This is a genomic window from Portibacter marinus, assembly GCF_021533195.1.
Lineage (GTDB): Bacteria > Bacteroidota > Bacteroidia > Chitinophagales > Saprospiraceae > Portibacter > Portibacter marinus.
In genome coordinates, this window is the sequence record NZ_JAJNKB010000001.1 from 857,051 (window position 1) to 877,665 (window position 20,615).

General features: G+C 39.3%; 16 protein-coding genes. 15 read left to right on the forward strand and 1 reads right to left on the reverse strand.

What is annotated here, in order from left to right:
• Nucleotides 1-24: 24 nt before the first annotated feature.
• The 5 genes from L2567_RS03550 (at nt 25) to L2567_RS03570 (ending at nt 5,842) form a co-directional block, all read left to right on the forward strand.
• Nucleotides 25-1,203 (forward strand): thiolase family protein, encoded by a 1,179-nt coding sequence (locus tag L2567_RS03550; protein ID WP_235296319.1) that lies wholly within the window; start codon nt 25-27, stop codon nt 1,201-1,203.
• Nucleotides 1,204-1,318: 115 nt separating this feature from the next.
• Nucleotides 1,319-3,367, forward strand: a complete 2,049-nt coding sequence (locus L2567_RS03555) for a hypothetical protein (protein WP_235296320.1) — start codon at nt 1,319-1,321, stop codon at nt 3,365-3,367.
• Nucleotides 3,368-3,434: 67 nt separating this feature from the next.
• The gene (locus tag L2567_RS03560; protein WP_235296321.1) at nt 3,435-4,208 is read left to right on the forward strand and encodes a LytR/AlgR family response regulator transcription factor; all 774 of its coding nucleotides are present in this window, start codon (nt 3,435-3,437) and stop codon (nt 4,206-4,208) included.
• A gap of 214 nt (nt 4,209-4,422) precedes the next feature.
• Entirely contained in the window at nt 4,423-5,163 is a 741-nt protein-coding gene (locus L2567_RS03565; RefSeq protein ID WP_235296322.1) for a putative metal-binding motif-containing protein, read from the forward strand.
• Nucleotides 5,164-5,284: 121 nt separating this feature from the next.
• The gene (locus L2567_RS03570) at nt 5,285-5,842 is read left to right on the forward strand and encodes a cupin domain-containing protein (RefSeq protein WP_235296323.1); all 558 of its coding nucleotides are present in this window, start codon (nt 5,285-5,287) and stop codon (nt 5,840-5,842) included.
• A gap of 240 nt (nt 5,843-6,082) precedes the next feature.
• Here L2567_RS03570 and L2567_RS03575 read toward each other — a convergent pair whose 3' ends face one another.
• The gene (locus L2567_RS03575; RefSeq protein ID WP_235296324.1) at nt 6,083-6,700 is read right to left on the reverse strand and encodes a hypothetical protein; all 618 of its coding nucleotides are present in this window, start codon (nt 6,698-6,700) and stop codon (nt 6,083-6,085) included.
• Nucleotides 6,701-6,909: 209 nt separating this feature from the next.
• On the opposite strand from L2567_RS03575, the gene miaB reads away from it, so the two are divergent.
• The 10 genes from miaB (at nt 6,910) to L2567_RS03625 (ending at nt 20,615) form a co-directional block, all read left to right on the forward strand.
• Nucleotides 6,910-8,343 carry a tRNA (N6-isopentenyl adenosine(37)-C2)-methylthiotransferase MiaB gene (miaB, locus tag L2567_RS03580; RefSeq protein WP_235296325.1) on the forward strand — a complete coding sequence of 478 codons (1,434 nt, stop codon included), beginning with the start codon at nt 6,910-6,912 and terminating at the stop codon, nt 8,341-8,343.
• A gap of 161 nt (nt 8,344-8,504) precedes the next feature.
• Nucleotides 8,505-8,879 carry a hypothetical protein gene (locus L2567_RS03585; RefSeq protein ID WP_235296326.1) on the forward strand — a complete coding sequence of 125 codons (375 nt, stop codon included), beginning with the start codon at nt 8,505-8,507 and terminating at the stop codon, nt 8,877-8,879.
• A complete protein-coding gene (locus L2567_RS03590; protein WP_235296327.1) occupies nt 8,876-10,126 on the forward strand; it encodes a sigma-54 interaction domain-containing protein in 1,251 nt (416 codons plus the stop codon). Before L2567_RS03585 ends, L2567_RS03590 begins: the two co-directional genes overlap by 4 nt.
• Before the next feature lie 80 nt (nt 10,127-10,206).
• On the forward strand, nt 10,207-10,659 hold the full coding sequence (gene lptE / locus L2567_RS03595) for an LPS assembly lipoprotein LptE (protein WP_235296328.1): 453 nt from the start codon (nt 10,207-10,209) through the stop codon (nt 10,657-10,659).
• A gap of 2 nt (nt 10,660-10,661) precedes the next feature.
• Nucleotides 10,662-11,345, forward strand: a complete 684-nt coding sequence (locus L2567_RS03600; protein ID WP_235296329.1) for a hypothetical protein — start codon at nt 10,662-10,664, stop codon at nt 11,343-11,345.
• Nucleotide 11,346: 1 nt separating this feature from the next.
• On the forward strand, nt 11,347-11,619 hold the full coding sequence (secG, locus tag L2567_RS03605; RefSeq protein WP_235296330.1) for a preprotein translocase subunit SecG: 273 nt from the start codon (nt 11,347-11,349) through the stop codon (nt 11,617-11,619).
• A 192-nt stretch (nt 11,620-11,811) separates the two neighbouring features.
• Nucleotides 11,812-12,075, forward strand: coding sequence for a co-chaperone GroES (locus L2567_RS03610; protein WP_235296331.1), 264 nt, complete (start codon nt 11,812-11,814; stop codon nt 12,073-12,075).
• Between the two features lie 47 nt (nt 12,076-12,122).
• Nucleotides 12,123-13,760 (forward strand): chaperonin GroEL, encoded by a 1,638-nt coding sequence (gene groL / locus L2567_RS03615; RefSeq protein ID WP_235296332.1) that lies wholly within the window; start codon nt 12,123-12,125, stop codon nt 13,758-13,760.
• A gap of 220 nt (nt 13,761-13,980) precedes the next feature.
• Entirely contained in the window at nt 13,981-17,256 is a 3,276-nt protein-coding gene (locus L2567_RS03620; protein WP_235296333.1) for a S41 family peptidase, read from the forward strand.
• A gap of 77 nt (nt 17,257-17,333) precedes the next feature.
• Entirely contained in the window at nt 17,334-20,615 is a 3,282-nt protein-coding gene (locus L2567_RS03625) for a DUF1553 domain-containing protein (RefSeq protein WP_235296334.1), read from the forward strand.

A 20,615-nucleotide genomic window follows, 5' to 3' on the forward strand; every position in this document is an offset into this window, starting at 1 on the left:
TCTTTGCATTAGAAATTAAAATCAATGAAAGAAGTATATATAGTTTCTGCTACGAGAACTCCTATGGGAAGTTTTGGAGGAATGTTAGCGGGTATTTCTGCGACAAGCTTAGGTTCCACAGCCATCAAAGCAGCTTTAGAAAGAGCAGGTGTGGCTGCTGAACAAGTAGATGAGGTCTTTATGGGAAATGTTTGCAGCGCTAATCTTGGGCAAGCTCCTGCTAAGCAAGCCAGTTTAGGATCAGGAATTCCCAATACTGTCCCGTGTACTACGGTCAATAAGGTTTGTTCGTCAGGAATGAAGTCCATTATGTTCGGTGCGCAAAGCATACAATTGGGACATGCCGATATCATCGTGGCCGGGGGCATGGAAAGCATGAGTAATATTCCTTACTACTTACCTAAAGTGAGATGGGGTTTGAAGTACGGGCATTCTGAAATGATCGATGGATTGCAGAAGGATGGTTTGTCAGATGCCTATGACCACCAGGCAATGGGCGTGAGTGCAGACAACACGGCTAAAAAATATGATATTTCAAGGGAAACGCAGGATGAGTTTGCCATTGATTCTTATAAAAAAGCAGCTTCGGCGACTGAAAATGGAAATTTTAAAGAAGAAATAACTCCAGTACAGATACCTCATAGAAGAGGCGAACCAATCGTCATGAGCGAAGACGAGGAATATAAAAATGTGAAATTTGAGAAAATTCCTTCATTGAGACCTGTCTTTTCTAAAGATGGCACTGTCACAGCAGCTAATGCCAGTACGATTAATGATGGCGCTTCTGCCTTGGTTTTGGCAAGTGAAGAGGCCGTCAAGAAATTTGGTTTGAAGCCTATTGCTAAAATACTTTCATACGCAGATGCTTCTCACGAGCCAACCTGGTTCACAACAGCACCAACATTAGCTGCTCCTAAAGCACTTAAAAGAGCTGGATTGTCTAAAAATGACATGGATTTGTATGAGGTCAATGAAGCCTTTGCAGTAGTGACCCTGGCTTTTAACAAAGAATTGGATATCGATCCATCAAAGGTCAATGTGAATGGTGGTGCCGTAGCTTTGGGTCATCCACTTGGGTCCTCCGGGTCTAGAATTACTACGACTTTAATTCATGCCTTACATGCACAGAATGGGAAATACGGGTGTGCCACTTTATGTAATGGAGGTGGCGGTGCCAGTGCGATTGTTGTAGAAAGGTTGTAATTCTTCAATTATATTTAAATTTCTTAAATTTAAGGAGCAAGACCAAAACCAGCAAAACAGAATTAGAATTTTCAGTCGCTAATATTCATGCGCTGGTTGCAATTCATAATTAAAGATGCAAAGTAATTTTGATCAATTCATAGTGCTGCTAGGCGATATAGTAGACTTCGAAGAATTGATGCGAGAAGATAAACAGCTTGCTTTGCATACACTACAAAAATATCAAAATCACACGGATAAAAATTTAATTCGATATGGCGGTCAAATAGCGCATGGATATTTTGAGAAGGGTTATCTAGCTACATTTTCAGAAATTAAACGGGCAATTAGTTTCGCATTAGATCTCCAAAAAGATTTTCAGGAAGATTCAAATTTGCAATTACCCATGATTGTAGATAGTATTCAAAAAGAGGAGAAAAGAGTTTCATCCAATAGATATAAAATACTTAGCGATACTATTGTAAGTGCAGCAAACACAGAAGGGATTTATTTGAGCACACGGGTGCAAAATATTTTAGTTAACACTGACTTTTTCAATTTTGAGCCCGTTGAAAACGAGAAAGATCAACAAAAAACCACAGATTTTACATTATTTAAAATCAACGAAAGAAGTCTTGGCACACTAGGCACAAGAAAAGTGACTACACTGAGACAAGAGACAATTAAGTGGCTTTCAATCATAGGTATATCTTTCGCTTTACTTTCATGCCTTTTTCTATTAACAAAGAATTATAACTACTTCTCGTCCCAACAGAAATTATCCTCACAAGTTAATGTAACGCAAAACGATGCAAAACATTCTATTGCTGTACTACCTTTCCAGAATCTAAGTGAAGAAGCGACCACTTACTTTGCAGACGGTGTAATGGAAGATATCTTGACAAGCTTAGCCAAGTATAGTGGAATGAAAGTCATCTCGAGAACATCATCCATGCAATATCAAAACACGAAAAAATCTCTACCTTTTATTGCTAAAGAACTAGGAGTGAACTATTTGTTGGAAGGCAGTATAAGGCAACAAGGAGAAATTGTGAAGATAACTGTGCAATTAATTGATGCACAGGAAGATAGTCATGTTTGGGCTCAAACCTATGAAAGAAATATTGAAGATATCTTTGAAATTCAATCCGAAGTGTCTAAAAAGATTGCTAGTGCATTGAATGAAAATATCGGCCCTGAGATTTCGTCAAATTTAGATAAAAAGCCAACAAAAAGTCATGAAGCATACAATGCTTTGCTTGAAGGAAGAAATCTAATTGGCTTACGCACCAAGGACGCTTTAGAAGAGGGCTTAAATCGATTGAATGAGTCTTTGTCATTTGACCCAGGATATGCGGATGCTCTGGCTGAAAAAGCAACTATCTATATGTTAATGAGCAACTTTAATTTCATGGATGAAAAACAAGCCGCTACACTTTCCGAAAAAAATGCTTTGGCAGCGATCCAGTTAGATTCAAAAAATGAAGTTGCCTATGCAGTTTTGGCAAGTTTGTATGATGAGCAACGAAAATGGGTGCAATCAGAATCTGCGTTCAAAATCGCATTACAACTGAACCCAAACAATGCAATAGTCAATTATTGGTATAGTTTATTATTAAGGGAACTTAAAAGATATAATGAAGCCATAAAATATGGTTCTCTTGCTGCGGAGTTAGATCCTCTCTACCCAGTAATACACTCTGGACATGCATTAACTTGTCTCTTAGCAGGTAGAACGGACTTAGCGAAAACGGTATTAGACAAAGGAAGGGTGCTGTTTGATGATTTCTTTTCATATCACTGGGTTTGGGGCTATTATTATCTAATGTTGGAAGATTTTGATAGTGCTCAAGCACATTATGAAAAAGCTGATCTGCTTAATCCCGATCTGCATTCTGTGAAACGCAGTTTGATTTACTGTAAAGGTAAACTAGGTTATACGGAAGAGGTGGAATCGTTTATCTTGACCCAGCAAGGTAACACTGAAGAAGATTTTCTTGGTTTGGCTAATGCCAATGCTGGATTAGGAAGGGTTGAAGAATGTTTGAATAATCTAAAATCTTTATGGCTTATTGGAAAATTATCTACATCCATCAAGGAAAGTGTTAAATTTAAATTGTTAGATGGGCACGAAGGATTTGAAGAGCTCATTAAGGAAATGGAAGAAAAAGAACGATCAAGTTAAGTACTAAACTAACCTATACCTAACGAAGTATTTCGAAGGTCATTTCTGTATTACAAAGATCAAAAATTTGACTGATAGACTAAAAGTAATTATAGTAACCATTGACAAAAAGATAGCTGCAGAGCTATCTCTATGGTTGGTTCAGATGGGTTATTCAATTACAGGTATCGAAGAATCAATAAGTAATATCAATGCTCTGATTACTAATACTGAAGCAGAATTGGTCATTTTTGATTTCAGAACAGGATTTCTACAAGATATCCTCGCCGAGGCAGATGGAGAAAAAAATCACGCTCAGCCCACCAAAACCAAAAAGGTCATTTCTGAAATGACCATACCGATCTGTTATTTAATGGATTCGGAGCAACATGAAGAAGCGATGAAACAAAAGAATAATCATAATGTAATCTGCTATCCTTTTACCAAACAAAGTCTAAAGTTTGCCATTGATTCAGTAGCATTGACGGAAAAAAGATCGAGCGCTCCAAAAGATATTTCTATCCTTGTCAAGGATGAACCGCTTAAAATAAAAGATCGAATCTTCGTAAGGCACAAAGAGAGAATGGTAAAGCTTGAAATAGAACACATTCTTTACATCGAAGCCGATAGCAACTACAGTAGGATCTTCTCCAAAGAAAAATCCTACCTTTTAGCCACGACATTAAAAACCATGGAAGCTAAACTTCCTGATTCACATTTCTTTAGAATTCATCGCTCCTACATTGTCAATCTTAAACAAATCGATGAAGTGGCTGAAACTCACTTGGTCATCGCCAGAAAAGCATTACCAATTAGTAAATCCCTACGATCCGGGTTAATGAGACGACTACAGACTATTTAGTGGTTGAAACTTAAATTGATAATAATAGCTTCATTATACATAGTCCATAGATTCAATACATTCTATTTATCATTCTACGTGAGATTAGCTTTTGCACTCACTCAAAATATCCGCCACTCACTCAATATTTCACCTGTTTCATCCTATATCCCTTTGCTAAACTGGTGTGAACCGTCATACTTGCTGAAATATTATTGACTTCAAAAAATTTAAAATGAAAAGATTATTTATTCCATTATTCGCTTTGCTTTTCGCCATAAGTTGCGAAAAAGGAAGTCTAGACCTCTTACCTGCTGAGAAAAATTCGTTCGAAATGCAGTATAAAGAAGTTCCAAAAATTGATATTTGTCATTTCAGTCCAGATGATGGCACCTACAAAATTTTATATATCAATTTAAATGCCTGGCCAGATCACCAGAGTCATGGAGACGTTAGACTAGACGATCCGGATGGCGACGGCTATGTTCCGGAAAATGGTTGTGGTTTCACTGGCCTAAACGGAATGGGTGATTGTGATGAGGATAGTGCCAACGCATCAGAAATAAATCCCGGCGCTATAGAAATTTGCGGTGATGGTATAGACAATGATTGTGTCAATGGCGATGAAGAGTGCGAATTATTGCCAACTGCTATATATAATGGCCCAGTAGGAGAATGTACAGAAGTAGATGTTACAGAGACCGTTGGTATTCCTACTTTCATTAGATTTTGCCCTAGCCCAATTATCGAGGTTTGCTTAGATACAAGGCAATTCGGTGTCGACAATTGCCAATATGAAATAATAGATGCTTCATTACAGGTAGAGCAATATGGAGTTGTCGAAGTCATTGATAATTACTTACGGGAATTCCCTGGCAGAATTTGTTTCACTACCAATTTTGTATTTGATGAGACAAGTGGTCCGATCAAAGCTACTTTTACGTCTTATTCAATAGGAGAATTAATATGTGATTAAAAGAGATCATGGTTGGCATCATTCGCCAAATTTGGATTGCGATTTCGAATTTGGCGAAGGCCATCCATTTTACAAATCAGCAACATTAAACCTTAATATATAATTTTTTAAAACTTATGTCATGCCAACTAAAGGTCAAGTATTAATTGATAAATTTTCAGGAGACACCATTGAATTTCTGGAAACAGCTAAGGACACCAATGGCGAACGCGTATCTATAAGAGTTACACTTAAAAGTAAGGGACAAACGATCGATGATCATATCCACATTGTTCAAGAAGAAAATTTTAAAATGCTTTCAGGTCGAATGGTCTACTTTATTAATGGTGATCAAGGTTTTCTCAATGAAGGCGAAGAGATAACCTTACCTAAAAATGTACCCCATAACCACTACAATATTGATGATAAACCAGCTACATATATCCAAACCATATCACCTGCTCTTGATGTAGATTATTTTCTTGAAAACTTTTTTGGAATGATCAATGATGGAAAGGTAAAGAATGGTAAGCTTCCTTTCCTGCAAGCTATGGTTACTTTGAAATACTTAGAAAGTCCTTCCCTTTTAGCAAACTTACCGAGAGGGTTTCAAAAAGGCTTAGCTTCCGTTCTGGCACCCACTGCACGGGCCTTTGGGTATAGGGCAATCTATCCTAAATACACAGGTATAGAAAAATAAACCTGAGCTGGTTTTAAAATCTCGATTGACACAGATTCTAATGGATAAAGTAGATTGAAATCAATAAAGACAGGAACTTATAATGATAGTCTTTAAGTACCTGCTATGAATAGGTAAGGAGGGAAATCAGTCTTGCTAGTTTCTAATGATCCGACGGTATAAATTCTGTACTTAATATAAAATAAGGATTGAAATTTGTCCAATAGTTAAGTAAATTGCCTGCCCTACTTATTAAATTGACTAGAACCTATATCCGAAAGTGGCGTGTGCTCTGACTTCTCTAGATAATAGTCTTGTATCTATGCCCTGTCTGAAAGTATCAAGGTCATCCAGATCAGGATCTGGACCATCGCCCTGAAAATAACCGGTTTCTAAAAGTGGTAAATCAAGACCAAATGAGTAATAAAAATGATCGCTCACCTGATAAATTCTTGGACAGATGCCTAAACCAAGAGCAAAGGTGACTTCTGAAACATTCCTGGGATCGTTATCCGGATAAAATTGATCATTATAGCGAAAGTCTGGAGTCAAAAATGTTGTGATACTAAACCAATTACTTAGATATCTTTCGTACTCATAACGGAAATTAAATCTAAACTCATTTATTGAATACTCTTCCTTCTGTTCACTCCACCGGCTGTATTCGATAAGTGATTTCAAATTATATTTGTCTTTAAAGTAACCATAACCTATTCCTAAACCAGGTCGAAATTTGATAGCACTACCGGAAAGTGCTGTATTGGTAGTAAGTAAAAAGCCATGCCTATGGTTTTGAATTGATTTCTGTAATAAATTTTGGGATGATAGTTTAACTATTACTGTTAAAAGTATTACTATTAGAATTAATTGACCTTTCATGATTGAGTTTTATTTCAAGTGACTATAACGATATTTAGTTTGATCTGCTGCGTTCAAATCCACTCTTACTTTACACAATTTTTTAAAATATTGATAAATCAATTATTTAATAATCAATATTTCATGCAAAACAACCTCCTGTCATTTTGTCATAAATAGAAACATTTTGAGTAGTTTTGCATTCCTTTTTAAATAGATAATGAACAGAAATGTATAATGATAATCCAACGTTGGTAGGACTCACTAAGATCATCGATGAGTCAAAACAAGGTGAAGCTTTAACGGGTGTGGAGCCATTGGAGGCCAATGGGAAGTCTTTTTATATAGAAAGCTATGGCTGTCAGATGAATTTTTCTGATTCTGAAATCGTCGCATCCATTCTCGCTGAGGAGGGATTTTCTGCGACTCGCAATATGGAGGAAGCGAATCTCATTCTGATCAATACCTGTTCAATTCGCGAGAAGGCCGAAGATACCGTAAGAAGACGGTTGAGAATTTTTGACAAACTGAAAGAGCAAAAGCCTGAAATGCTCGTAGGAGTACTAGGTTGCATGGCAGAAAGGTTAAAAGCTAAGTTTCTGGATGAAGAGAAATTGGTAGATATTGTCGTAGGACCGGATGCATATCGTGATCTGCCAAAGTTGATTTCAGGAGCGGAGGATGGTCAGAAAGGGGTTAATGTGTTGTTGAGCCGCGAAGAAACCTATGCAGATATTTCTCCCCTGCGATTGGATTCCAATGGAGTTAGTGGCTTCATTTCCATTATGAGAGGTTGCGATAACATGTGCTCTTTCTGTGTTGTTCCCTTTACCAGGGGCAGAGAGCGATCAAGAAATCCCTTTACTATTGTAGCTGAAGCTCAGGATTTATTTGACAGGGGATACAGGGAAGTGACGCTTCTTGGACAAAATGTTGATTCATTCAAATGGACCAATCCGGAAACTGAAGCTGTGACCATTTTCGCTCAATTGTTGGAAATGGTAGCGCAAGTTGATCCTTTGTTAAGAGTGAGATTCAGCACTTCTCACCCTAAAGATATCACAGATGATGTGCTTTATACCATGGCGAAATATAAAAATATATGTAAGTATATTCACTTACCCGTGCAGTCAGGCAACTCCCGTATTCTGGAGTTGATGAATCGAACTTACGATCGCGAATGGTACAAAAACAAAGTGGACAGAATTTACGAAATTATACCGGATTGTGCTATTTCTTCCGATGTGATTACAGGATTTTGTACAGAAACAGAAGAGGAGCATCAGGATACTTTATCAATGATTGAGTATACTCAATATTCAATGTCGTATATGTTTTTCTATAGTGAAAGACCAGGTACATTGGCTGCTAGAAAATATGAGGATGATGTTCCATTGGAAGTGAAAAAACGGCGTTTAAATGAGGTGATAAGGTTGCAAAACCAGATCTCGCACAATTTGAATGCAAAGGATGTTGGAAAGGTATTCGAGGTTTTAATCGAAGGGGACTCGAAAAAGTCTGATCAAGATTTCAAGGGTAGGAACAGCCAAAACAAGCAGCTGGTTTTTCCAAAGAAAAAAGGATTGAAGCCTGGAGATTATTGTAAGGTAAAAGTGAAAACCAGTACGAGTGCTACCTTGATTGGGGAGATTGTCGAAGGTTAGAGAAGGATGCAAATGGAATTTGCCAGTCCCGAGGCAGCGTGATTCACAATGTAGATGGGTGTGAGTACATGGTAAATAGAATTTGCAAGTCCCGAAAGTTTTGCCGGTCCCTGGGCAAGGTGAATTGACTAGCCTGGCAGAGTATATAGTCTGTAATTGATATGATTAGAAAATTAATCTGTAAAAATTGTCAGAAGGCATTTAAAATAAAATCAAATGCTCCTTCAAGACACGAGTTAGAAGATGAACTCGGCAGATATTTCTATGCCACATGTTCCCATTGCCACATTGACAAAGAATATCATGTCAATGAAGTAATGGCGGAAGAGGGAACATCGAACACAATACTTTACATCATATTGGCTGTATCTATCTTTATGATTATGACTATAGTTCTGCTTCAAATGGGTTTCATTTGGTTGGTTACATTGACATTACCTGCATTTGTCTATTATCAATTGAAAAATTCAAGAGCACAATCTGTACAACTATTCAACCAAAGTAATATTTCAAGAACAAGACCTAAAGAGAGATGAGCAGTTTACAAGCAATAAAACAGAGGTTTGGGATAGTAGGCAGATCTCCATCACTTGAACATGCATTAAGTACGGCATCGAGAGTGGCCAGCACGGATTTAACTGTTTTGATCACAGGAGAAAGTGGTGTCGGAAAAGAAATCTTTTCAAAAGTCATTCATCATCTCAGTCCCAGAAAACACAATCAATTGATTGCGATCAACTGTGGTGCCATCCCTGAAGGTACGATCAATTCAGAACTTTTTGGGCATGAGAAAGGCGCTTTTACCGGTGCGACCAGTGATAGAAAAGGTTATTTCGAAACGGCTGATAATGGAACCATCTTTTTGGATGAAATCGGAGAAATGCCATTAGACACTCAAGCGTATTTGCTGAGGGTCCTGGAAAACGGCGAATTTGTTAAAGTGGGATCCTCTGTGGTGCATAAAACAGATGTCAGGGTCATCGCTGCTACCAATGTGGACCTCAAGGATAAGATCAAGGCAGGTAAATTTAGAGAAGATCTTTTTTATCGATTAAATACAGTTCCCATTCATATTCCCCCATTAAGGGAAAGGCCAGAAGATATATTCATTCTGTTCAGGCGTTTTGCTGTCGATTTTTCTGACAAATACAACACTGAGATCATTAGGCTCGACGAAAGAGCACGAATGCTGATTGAAAACTACAACTGGCCGGGAAATATTCGCGAACTTAAAAATGTAGTGGAACAATTAAGCGTGCTAAGTGATAATGCACAAATTTCTGCGGAACAATTGATTACACTTATCCCCAATATCACTCAGCGGAATTTGCCAAGCATCCCCAACTCCGGAAGCACACCAGGATTCGAAGAAAGGGAAATTTTGTACAAGCTTTTATTTGAAATGAAAAGTGACCTCAATGACTTAAAGTCACTTGTATTCGAACTCATTCAGACCAATAATCTTGAGTTTCCGAATATGAACAACTTTTCGAATAGCGTGGATCGGCTACCAGAAAAATTTGCAGAATACAGAAATAATGGTTCTGATGAAGTCCGGCATGATTTTAACAATGATGATCGTCCCATTTTAATTGACCAAAATAAACAAGGTGGATATCAGCAATCCGAGGTAATCGAGGAAAATCTATCCCTTGACGAAATGCAAAAGGAGTGGATTAAAAAAGCCCTGAAAAAACATAGTGGTCGAAGAAAGGATGCAGCAGATGAACTAGGCATATCCGAGAGAACGTTGTATAGGAAGATTAAAGAATATGAGATTTAGCAAGTAACCATTGCTCAATCCTAATTTGTTATGAAAGTATTATGATCAGAGTTTTAATATATACATTGACATTCATCACTATGGCTAGTTGCTATACATTGAACGGTATCACTATTCCTGAAAATGTCGAAAGTTATTATGTTGCCAATTTTGACCTGAAGGCCCGTAATGCTCCTCCACTAATCAATCAAGTTTTTACAGAGGATTTAAAAAATAAGATCAATCAGCAAACTAAATTAGTGGCCAACGATACTGACCCAGATGTGGAATTCAATGGGAGTATTTCCAGCTTTACACTTCAGCAATTGGCACCCACTCGCGATCAAGAGAGTTCGTTGAATAGATTAAGAGTATCGGTTGCCGTAGAATACACAAATCATCGGAATGAAGACTTAAGCTGGAAACAAACTTTTAGTCAAAATTTCGATTTTTCTCCTGATCAGGACCTCCTGAGCGTCCAGGATCAAGCTATTGCTGACATTTACGAACAAATTATTGAACAGATTTTCAACAAATCCTTCGCAGATTGGTAAGCATGGAAGATAAAGATCTAGCATATTATCTTGAGGACCTTAACAGAATTCATGACCTCAGTCTGGAAAAGCTTGGGGAATGGAGGGATAAATACCCATACAGCCAGGTAGTCCATTTCCTAATGGCTAAAAAACACCAACTCGAAGGATTTGTGGATGATATGAATGTCTATCATAAAGCCTCTTTCTATGCAGTTGATAGAGCTTACCTGCAGGAAAGAATGACGCACTCTGAATTAGAAATGAATATCGAAGGTTATGGGGCACCACAATCAGGAGATACAATTAGTCAGGAAGACGGTAAAGACGTAAATCTGTCAATGGATGCCCGAGAGGAGTCAGTTGAATCGTCAAGTAAAATAGAAAGCCTCACCGCACAGGAACCAGAGGTGGTACAATTCGAAACAGAAGACCTTTCAGATTTTGCTCAATGGGTATTAAGTCTCTCAGATCTAACTACCGTTGAAAAAAAGAAAAAGAAAAAGAAGAAAAAGAAGAAATCAAAATTGGAAAAGAAGATCGAAAGGAGTGTGATTAAGAAAGATGAGATTGTTACGGAGGCATTGGCGAACATCCTGGCGCAGCAAGGGCATAAGGAGAAAGCAAAAGACATGTATGAAAAGTTAAGTTTGATATTTCCAGAAAAAAGTAGTTTCTTTGCACTTCAAATTGAAAAATTAAAGTAAAATGGTAAATTTTTTAACCGTTATTATTGCTCTGATATGCATACTTTTGATGCTTGTCGTGTTGATCCAAAACCCTAAAGGTGGGGGAGTTGACTCTACTTTTGGAGGACAAGGTGCAAACCAAATGTTTGGAGCTGCAAAGTCTACTGACTTTATAGAAAAACTGACTTGGGGTCTTGCTATTGCACTTTTTGCAATGTGTATAGTTACTGTTTTAGTTGTAAACGGACAATCAGTGGGCGACGGAAGTTTGGTTCCGCTCCAATCCCAATAAAAATTAACTTATCAGGGCCACGTTAAACGTGGCTTTTTTTTTTGCCAAAATGGCAAGCAAAGCTGCAATAAATTCAGGGACTTCAGCTGATTTTCCGAATAACTGCAAAAATGTCATAAAAGCACCCATTGGCACACAAAATGATGTATAGTGGGTGTAAATAGAATTATCAAACTAAAAACTTTTTATAAAATGAAGCCAATCAACGATAGAGTGGTAGTTAAGCCAGCCCCGGCTGAAGAGAAAACGAAAGGGGGAATTATCATTCCTGACACGGCTAAAGAGAAACCTCAAAGAGGTGAGGTGATTGCTGTAGGTCCAGGGAAAGATGGAAATTTAATGACTGTTGCTGAAGGTGATATTGTACTATATGGAAAATACGCCGGTCAGGAGTTGAACTATGAAGGTGAGGACTACCTCATCATGAGAGAGGATGACATACTAGTCGTTCTATAACACATTATTTTAACCAATTTATTTTTAAACGAAAAAAAGATTTAGATATGTCTAAAGAGATTAGCTTTGATTCCGAAGCACGTGAACAGCTAAAATCAGGTATAGATGCACTAGCCAATGCTGTTAAAGTAACGTTAGGGCCAAAAGGAAGAAATGTAATTATTCAAAAGAGCTTTGGTGCTCCGTCTATCACAAAGGATGGTGTCACAGTTGCAAAAGAGATCGAGTTAGAAAATCCTGTACAAAACATGGGTGCCCAGATGGTGAAAGAAGTAGCGTCCAAAACTGCTGATATAGCAGGTGATGGTACTACTACTGCCACCGTTCTTGCACAAGCTATGGTAACTGCCGGAATGAAAAATGTTACTGCGGGCGCCAATCCAATGGATCTTAAAAGAGGAATTGATAAAGCCGTAAAAGCTGTCATTAAAGATCTTGAAAAGCAAACGGAGGTGATCGGTGACGACTTTGAAAAGATAAAGCAGGTTGGATCTATTTCCGCTAACAATGACAATGAGATTGGTTCTTTAATTGCTGACGCAATGAAAAGAGTTTCAAAAGACGGTGTAATTACTGTTGAAGAAGCTAAAGGAACAGATACTTATGTAGATGAAGTACTTGGGATGCAGTTTGATAGAGGATATCTTTCTCCATATTTCGTGACCAATGCGGACGATATGGTGACTGAGTATGAAAATCCATACATCCTGATTCATGATAAGAAGATCTCTAATATGCAGGATATTCTCCCTGTGTTAGAGAAAGCGGTAGGAGCAAACAGACCTTTACTAATTATTGCGGAAGACATTGAGTCTCAGGCTTTAGGAGTTTTAGTGGTGAACAGGTTGAGAGCACAGCTTAAAATCGTCGCTGTTAAAGCACCTGGATTCGGTGATAGAAGAAAGGCAATGCTTGAAGATATCGCTATCCTAACTGGAGGTACCGTGATTTCTGAAGAGAAAGGTTATAAGTTAGAAAATGCTGATTTAGAGCATTTGGGTACTGCTGAGAAAATTACGGTTGATAAAGATAATACGACCATTGTCAATGGTGCCGGTGAGAACGATGCCATTCAGGCAAGAATCAATCAGATTAAGTCTCAGATTGAAACTACTACATCTGATTACGATAGAGAGAAGTTACAGGAAAGACTTGCAAAATTGGCAGGAGGTGTTGCCGTACTTTATGTAGGTGCAGCCACAGAGGTGGAGATGAAGGAGAAGAAAGACAGGGTTGACGATGCACTACATGCGACAAGAGCTGCTGTGGAAGAAGGAATTGTTCCCGGTGGTGGTGTTGCTTTGGTTAGAGCCATTGATTCATTGAACAAGGTGAAGGGCGAAAACGAAGATGAAAAAATTGGAATTCAGATCGTCAGAAAAGCATTAGAAGCGCCGTTGAGAATTATAGCTGACAATGCTGGAGTGGAAGGATCTGTTGTCCTTCGTCAAGTCATGGACAACAAAGGTGCGTACGGCTACAATGCCAGAACGGACAAGTATGAAGATCTGAAAAAAGCTGGAGTAATTGATCCAACAAAAGTAACCAGAATTGCTCTTGAAAATGCAGGATCGATCGCGGGGATGATTTTGACTACTGAGTGTGTGATCAGTGACAAACCTGAGCCTGAAGCTGGGGGAGCACCTCACATGCATGGTGGTGGAGGAATGCCAGGAATGATGTAAGATCATCTTATAGATTGCGAATAATAAAAAGCCCTCGGATTTTATCTGAGGGTTTTTTTATGTCAATGGGCTACATATAGCTTCCAATATAAATAAACCACACCGAAGTTTTGAAGCTATCCAAATGAACAGATATCCTATCGCTTTTCAAACATACTTTATCTATAAATTAAGTCAATTAGAGGCAAAAGTGATACATTAGTTAGCTAAAATTCAACTGATGAAAGCGATATTTCCTTTTCTAGCTCTAATCCTCTTCACATACTCCCTTAAAGCACAAGAGACACGTTTACTCCGATCACCTGATCTGGGTGAAAAGCATCTTGTATTTGCATATGCCGCGGATATTTGGGCTATGAATTTGCAGGATCAAACCGTAAAACGATTAACTTCCACTGCCGCTATAGAAAGTGCACCTCACCTTTCACCTGATGGACTCACAGTGGCTTTTACTTCCAATAGAACAGGAGGACCATCTGTTTATACTGTTTCAATAGAAGGAGGCACCCCAGAGCGATTGACCTGGTATCCTGCCCCCGCGTTGGTCAGAGGTTGGACTCCTGATGGAAGCAAGATTCTGTATTCTTCTTCACGAGAATCTGCGCCTACGAGATATAATCGACTTTGGACGGTTAACAAAAATGGGGGACCATCGGAACTTCTTAATCAACAATGGGGATTCGATGGCTCATTCTCAGCTGATGGCCAGCGCATTGCATTAGACAAGGTGAGTCGATGGGATTCAGAGTGGCGCGGTTACAGAGGTGGTCAAAATACACCACTCATCATATTAGATCTTGACTCTAATGAAGAGGTCTTATTGCCCCATGATAAAACTACAGACATACACCCAACTTGGGTAGGAGACAAGATTTACTTTTTGTCTGACAGAGATGGAGTGATGAATATCTTGTCTTATAGTGTTGATGATCAGGAAATAGAGCAATTGACTGAATTTGAAGGTTCTGACATCAAATGGCTATCTGGTACTCAAGATAAATTAGCTTTTGAAAGAGATGGGTATTTGCATCTCTATGATCTGATGTCTGGAGATGTTCAAAAATTGACCATCTCTGTGAAGGGAGATTATCCCTGGGCTGAGACAAAATGGGAGGATGTAGGCAGATCAGCCGGGAATGCCGCCATATCACCCAATGCTAAAAGAGCCATTCTAGAGGCAAGAGGCGAATTGTTTACTGTTCCCGCAGAAAAGGGAAATACACGAAACATAACATTATCTTCCGGAACAGCTGATCGACGACCCATTTGGTCTCCAGAAGGTGATCAGATTGCATGGTTTTCTGATATGGACGGAGATGGTTACCAACTCATTCTTGCTTCGCAAGATGGTCTGACCATCCATAAAAAAATCTCTCTGGGGGAATCTAAATTGGGGTGGGAACCTGCCTGGTCCCCGGATGGTCAATACATCGCTTTTGGGGATGATGACGTACGGTTAAAGATAGTAAATTTGGAAACAGAAGAAATAATTACAGCTGATGTAGGAGGTATGAATTTGGAACGTGGAAATATGGATATCAGTTGGTCGCCAGATTCAAAATGGATTGCTTATACCAAAACTGCAGGTAATGGATTCCGTCAAATCAAAGTATATTCAATGGATAGCGGTGAAGCAAAGCCGCTGACCAATAGTTTTGCGGATGCATTTTCACCCACGTGGGACTTAAATGAGAAGCATCTTTATTTCTTAGCGAGCACAGACCTTGCATTGGGATCAGGCTGGGCCAATACCAGTGCTATGACTGCTCGCCCTGAATATGCGGCTTACCTTATTAATCTTGATGCTGATGATGAATCTCCTTTTATTCCGGAAAGTGATGAAGAAGAGATACAGGAAGAAGACGAAAAGGAAGAGGAGGATATTTCAAAAGATAAAGATAGTCAGGAGGACAAAGATTCTGAATCTGATTCTAAAGAAAAGGTTGACGATGAAAAGCAACCTATGAAGATAGATTTTGAAAATGTCGAAAGAAGAACCATAGCCTTACCTTTACCTGTCGCTAATTATAGAGCAACGGACAGAGGGCCAGAAGGACATGTATTTATTGCAGAAAGAAAACCAGATTCCAGGGGGGCTGTCTTGCATAAATTTAGTTTGAAAGACAGAGAAGCAAAAGAGTTTTTGGATGGTGTTAGATGGTTTGAATCTACATATGATGGTAAAAACATGTTGGTTCAGGTAGGTAACGACTGGAAAATTACGGGAACAGGAGGGCCAAGCGGCAAGGATGGGAAGTCCTTAAAGATTGATCTGGATATGAAATTGGATAGATCCTCAGAATGGAAACAAATCTTTGAGGAAGCGTGGCGATACCAAAGAGATTATTTCTATGATCCCGATCTGCACGGCAGAGACTGGGATGTTGTGTATCAAAGATATGCTCCTTTAGTTCCTTTTATCAAGCATAGATATGATCTTACCTATGTACTGGACCAGATGAATGGCGAGTTGTCTGTTGGACATAGTTTCGTTTTTGGTGGTGACTATCCAGAAACAGACGACGATAAAGTGGGTTTATTAGGAGCTGACCTGGTGGCAGATCAAGGCAGATGGAAGATTACACGAATTTTTAATACCGAAAGTTGGAATCCCAATTTGTCCAGTCCATTAGATAGGCCGGATGTTGATGTCAAAGAGGGCTTTTACCTTGTGGGTATAAATGGTAGAGAATTGACAGCGGATCAAGATCCCTATTTCGCCCTGGATGGGACCAGAGGTAATCAGACTGTGGTGCACTTGAATTCAGAACCTACATTCGAAGGTTCATGGACAGAGATTGTTAAACCCATATCAAGCGAAAATGCGCTTAGGCAGCGCGCATGGGTGGAAGATAATAGAAGAATGGTTGACGAATTATCAAACGGGAAACTGGCTTATGTATGGGTGCCGAACACTGGTGGACCGGGTTTCGTGTCATTCAATCGCTATTATTTTGCCCAGCAGGATAAATTGGGCGCTGTCATCGATGAACGTTTCAATGGTGGAGGTCTATTGGATGACTATATGGTCGATTTGATGACCAGAAGCTTAAGAGCTGCCATCACCAATGAAGTCCCAAATGGTCAACCCATGAGGCTTCCACAAGGCATTCTGGGGCCAAAAGTTTTATTAATTAATGAGATGGCAGGTTCAGGTGGTGATTTTTTCCCCTGGGTATTCCGACAACAAAACGCTGGTCAATTGGTGGGTGCAACCACCTGGGGAGGATTGGTTAAGTCGTCCGTACATTATGGATTGATCGATGGTGGTGCCTTGACCGCACCTGATAATGCTGTATTTGATCCCATTAACAACGAGTGGATCGGTGAGAATAAAGGGATAGCTCCTGATGTTCCGGTGAGGCAAGATGCCCAGTCATTAAATAATGGAAGAGATCCCCAACTTGAAAGAGCTGTAGAAATCTTGATGCAACAAATAAAGGGAAGGAGTAACGATATCTCTCCTCCGGCTTATTCGAAACCCGCTAAAAACTAACCTTTTAAAAGGAAACTTTCTGTTATTGGCATTCTTTATAGGGAAATAATTATTTTCATGCTAAGAGGCAAGTAGCTATGACTAGATATTTTTTGGTATGCATATCATTGATCATGTTATCCGCATGCTCTGAATCAGTTCCTGAAAACATAAAGTTAGAACTGGCAAGTCTTCCGGATAGGATAGACTACAATATCCATGTCAAACCGATTCTTTCAGATCGATGTTATAAATGTCACGGTCCAGATGCCAATCAGAGGAAAGCTGATTTTCGAATTGATATCAGAAAAAATGCTACTTCAACTGTATTAAGTGAACAAAGTGTAGCCAGCCATTCCATAACTGCAGGAAATCCTGGCAAAAGCGAAGTATTTCTAAGGATGATTTCTGACGACATTGATTATATGATGCCACCTCCAGAGTCAAATCTACAACTGACTGACCGAGAAAAAGCAATCATCACCAAATGGATTGAGGAGGGCGCTGAATATCAAGAACACTGGTCCTTTAACCCACCCTCGAAAAATAAAATCCCTAAAACAAAAAATGAAACTTGGCCGACTCAGGACATAGACTTTTTTATCCTCAATAAGATGGAAGAGCATGGTATAAATCCATCACACCAAGCGGATAAAACAACACTGCTTCGAAGAATAAGTCTTGACATTACTGGTCTTCCACCAACAGTAGAGGAGATTGAAAAATTCGTAAAAAGTTCGGATCCTCAAGTCTATGAGAAAACCATCGATGAGTTATTAAGTAGACCCGAATATGGAGAAAGGATGGCATCCATTTGGCTTGATGCTGCCCGCTACGCAGACACCCATGGATATCAGGACGACGGTCTCAGGAACAGTTGGCCATGGAGAACCTGGGTCATAGATGCCTTTAACGATAACATGCCTTATGATCAATTTCTTACAGAACAATTGGCAGGTGATCTTATTCCTAATGCTACGAACGCTCAGGTTCTGGCAACCAGTTTCAATAGAAACCATCCACAGACTCAGGAAGGTGGTGTTGTGGAAGAGGAATACCGTGTTGAATATGTAGCAGATAGAACAAACACCTATGGAAAGGCTATTTTAGGTCTGACCATGGAGTGTGCAAGGTGTCATGACCACAAATACGATCCCATTACACAAAAAGACTACTATGCTCTTTCGGCCTACTTCAATAATAATAACGATTCTGGAATAGTGCCGTATAATGGAGAAGCTGCACCGACAGTGATGCTACCTACTCCTCATGAGAAGAAACAGCTTGATTCTCTTCAATCTCATATTTCAGAATTGGAAGAACAATTGGTATCTGAAAACTATAAAGCTGATCTCAAAACGTGGTTGGATGAAGCTGGTAATGAAATTGAAGTAGAATATGGTAAAGTAGCACAATTTGACTTTGAAGAGGCTTTAGAAGTGGAGAAAAGAAAGTTGAATTTGGATGGTGAAAAATCTTCAGGTTGGGCTGGAATCGGGAACAGCGGCACCACAACTGCCTATGTCGATAGCGTTTCTTCTAAACCAGATGCAGCGATCTTTGGTGACGAAGCCAGTAAACCTATGATCGTGGAAGGATATAGGGGTAATGGACTTCAATTTCTTGGCGACTGTGGTGTAAGGTTCAACAGACGAATGGATTATGATCGATATCAGCCATTTTCTGTCAGTATATGGATTAAAGTATTGAAAGAAGGGGAAAAGGGACCGATTTTTAATAATACCAATGGTGATTTTGAAGGTTACAGAGGTTGGATATGTAAACTCAACGAAGACGGAACTTTGAACTTCCAGCTGAATCATGTTTGGCCGGACAATTGTATTGATTATCAGACTATAGATAAGGTTAAGGTCAATGAATGGACCAATATCGTAATGACTTACGATGGAAGCAGTAGAGCTGATGGTTTAAGATTTTATATTGATGGTCAAGTGCCTGATTACTTCCTTCACGAAGACAATCTAAATAAAAGCTTGCAACACGGTAGATATGGAAGCAATTGGTCGAGTTTTCCTTTTATTCTAGGGAAAGAAAAAGAGCGATCTACCAAGAATGTGGCCATGGATGAATTGATGGTTTTTAATCGTGAACTATCGCAAGTAGAGGTGGAAAAAATTGCTGGAGCACGTTCGATGCTTTCGATCAGTGACGATAAATTGGTAGAGTATTATTTGTTAAGCGGAAAGAATGAGCGGTTCAATGAAGTGTTGGCACAAATTACCGAAGTTCGAAAGCAAGAAAATCTGATCTCTACGGATGTTTTGGAAGTGATGGTGATGGGTGAGAAAAAGGAGTATCGCCCGGCATATATTTTAGATCGAGGGATGTATGATTCGCCACTAGAAATGGTGAAACCGGCAACACCTTCAAAGTTTAAAGCAATTGGTGCATCGACAGATACCTCAGCAATATCCAGCAGGATGGATCTTGCAGAATGGACCGTAAGTTCACAAAACCCATTGACTTCAAGAGTCCATGTCAATAGAATATGGAGTATGCTATTTGGTAAAGGTCTTGTTTCAACTCAGGAGGATTTCGGAAATCAAGGTAATCTGCCCACGCATCCCAAATTGTTGGACCATCTTGCCATAGACTTTATGGAAAATGGATGGGATACTAAAAGACTTATTCGAAAGATTTTACTTTCTTCAACCTATCAGCAAAGCTCGGTAGCGAGTGAAGAACACCTGAAAAAAGATCCTGGAAATCAATATTACAGCAGGTTTCCCGCACATCGTCTATCTGCAGAAATGATTAGAGATCATGCGCTTGCCTCTTCTGGTCTGTTAGTAGATTCTTTAGGAGGTCCAAGTGTGTACCCTTATCAACCTGACGGAATCTGGGAAGCTTTGGCTACTCGTAACGCAACTGAATATCACCAGGGAAGTGGTGAGGATTTATATCGGCGAAGTCTGTACACTATATGGAAGCGCAGTGCTCCGCCACCATCCATGTTAAACTTTGACGCACCAGATCGCTACTTATGCACAGTCAATCGACAAAAAACGGCTACCCCGCTTCAGTCATTAGTGTTGATGAATGACCCTCAATATCTTGAGGCCTCAAAAGTTCTTGCCTTGACCGTCCATCAAAAGTCAACAGGTAATTTTGATGATCAATTGGATCTACTGTACATAGCCTTGGTTTCGCGAGAAGCAAGTCAGAAGGAAAAAGAAATAATGGAAGGGTTATATCGGGATGAATTAAAAATGTACCAGAATGATAAAGAAAGTGCGAGAAAGTTACTCGATATCGGAGAGTTTGAAATAAAAGTTGAAGATTCAATAGCAGAAATTGCGTCATTGACCGTTGTTGCATCCACTTTAATGAACTATGATGAATTTGTAATGAAAAGATAA

Bases quoted from the DNA above. Each gene is read 5' to 3' on its own strand.
- L2567_RS03550 (WP_235296319.1), top strand. From the start codon at position 25: ATGAAAGAAGTATATATAGTTTCTGCTACGAGAACTCCTATGGGAAGT.
- L2567_RS03555 (WP_235296320.1), top strand. From the start codon at position 1,319: ATGCAAAGTAATTTTGATCAATTCATAGTGCTGCTAGGCGATATAGTA.
- L2567_RS03565 (WP_235296322.1), top strand. From the start codon at position 4,423: ATGAAAAGATTATTTATTCCATTATTCGCTTTGCTTTTCGCCATAAGT.
- L2567_RS03570 (WP_235296323.1), top strand. From the start codon at position 5,285: ATGCCAACTAAAGGTCAAGTATTAATTGATAAATTTTCAGGAGACACC.
- L2567_RS03575 (WP_235296324.1), bottom strand. From the start codon at position 6,700: ATGAAAGGTCAATTAATTCTAATAGTAATACTTTTAACAGTAATAGTT.
- miaB (WP_235296325.1), top strand. From the start codon at position 6,910: ATGTATAATGATAATCCAACGTTGGTAGGACTCACTAAGATCATCGAT.
- L2567_RS03585 (WP_235296326.1), top strand. From the start codon at position 8,505: ATGATTAGAAAATTAATCTGTAAAAATTGTCAGAAGGCATTTAAAATA.
- L2567_RS03590 (WP_235296327.1), top strand. From the start codon at position 8,876: ATGAGCAGTTTACAAGCAATAAAACAGAGGTTTGGGATAGTAGGCAGA.
- lptE (WP_235296328.1), top strand. From the start codon at position 10,207: ATGGCTAGTTGCTATACATTGAACGGTATCACTATTCCTGAAAATGTC.
- L2567_RS03600 (WP_235296329.1), top strand. From the start codon at position 10,662: ATGGAAGATAAAGATCTAGCATATTATCTTGAGGACCTTAACAGAATT.
- secG (WP_235296330.1), top strand. From the start codon at position 11,347: ATGGTAAATTTTTTAACCGTTATTATTGCTCTGATATGCATACTTTTG.
- L2567_RS03610 (WP_235296331.1), top strand. From the start codon at position 11,812: ATGAAGCCAATCAACGATAGAGTGGTAGTTAAGCCAGCCCCGGCTGAA.
- groL (WP_235296332.1), top strand. From the start codon at position 12,123: ATGTCTAAAGAGATTAGCTTTGATTCCGAAGCACGTGAACAGCTAAAA.
- L2567_RS03620 (WP_235296333.1), top strand. From the start codon at position 13,981: ATGAAAGCGATATTTCCTTTTCTAGCTCTAATCCTCTTCACATACTCC.
- L2567_RS03625 (WP_235296334.1), top strand. From the start codon at position 17,334: ATGACTAGATATTTTTTGGTATGCATATCATTGATCATGTTATCCGCA.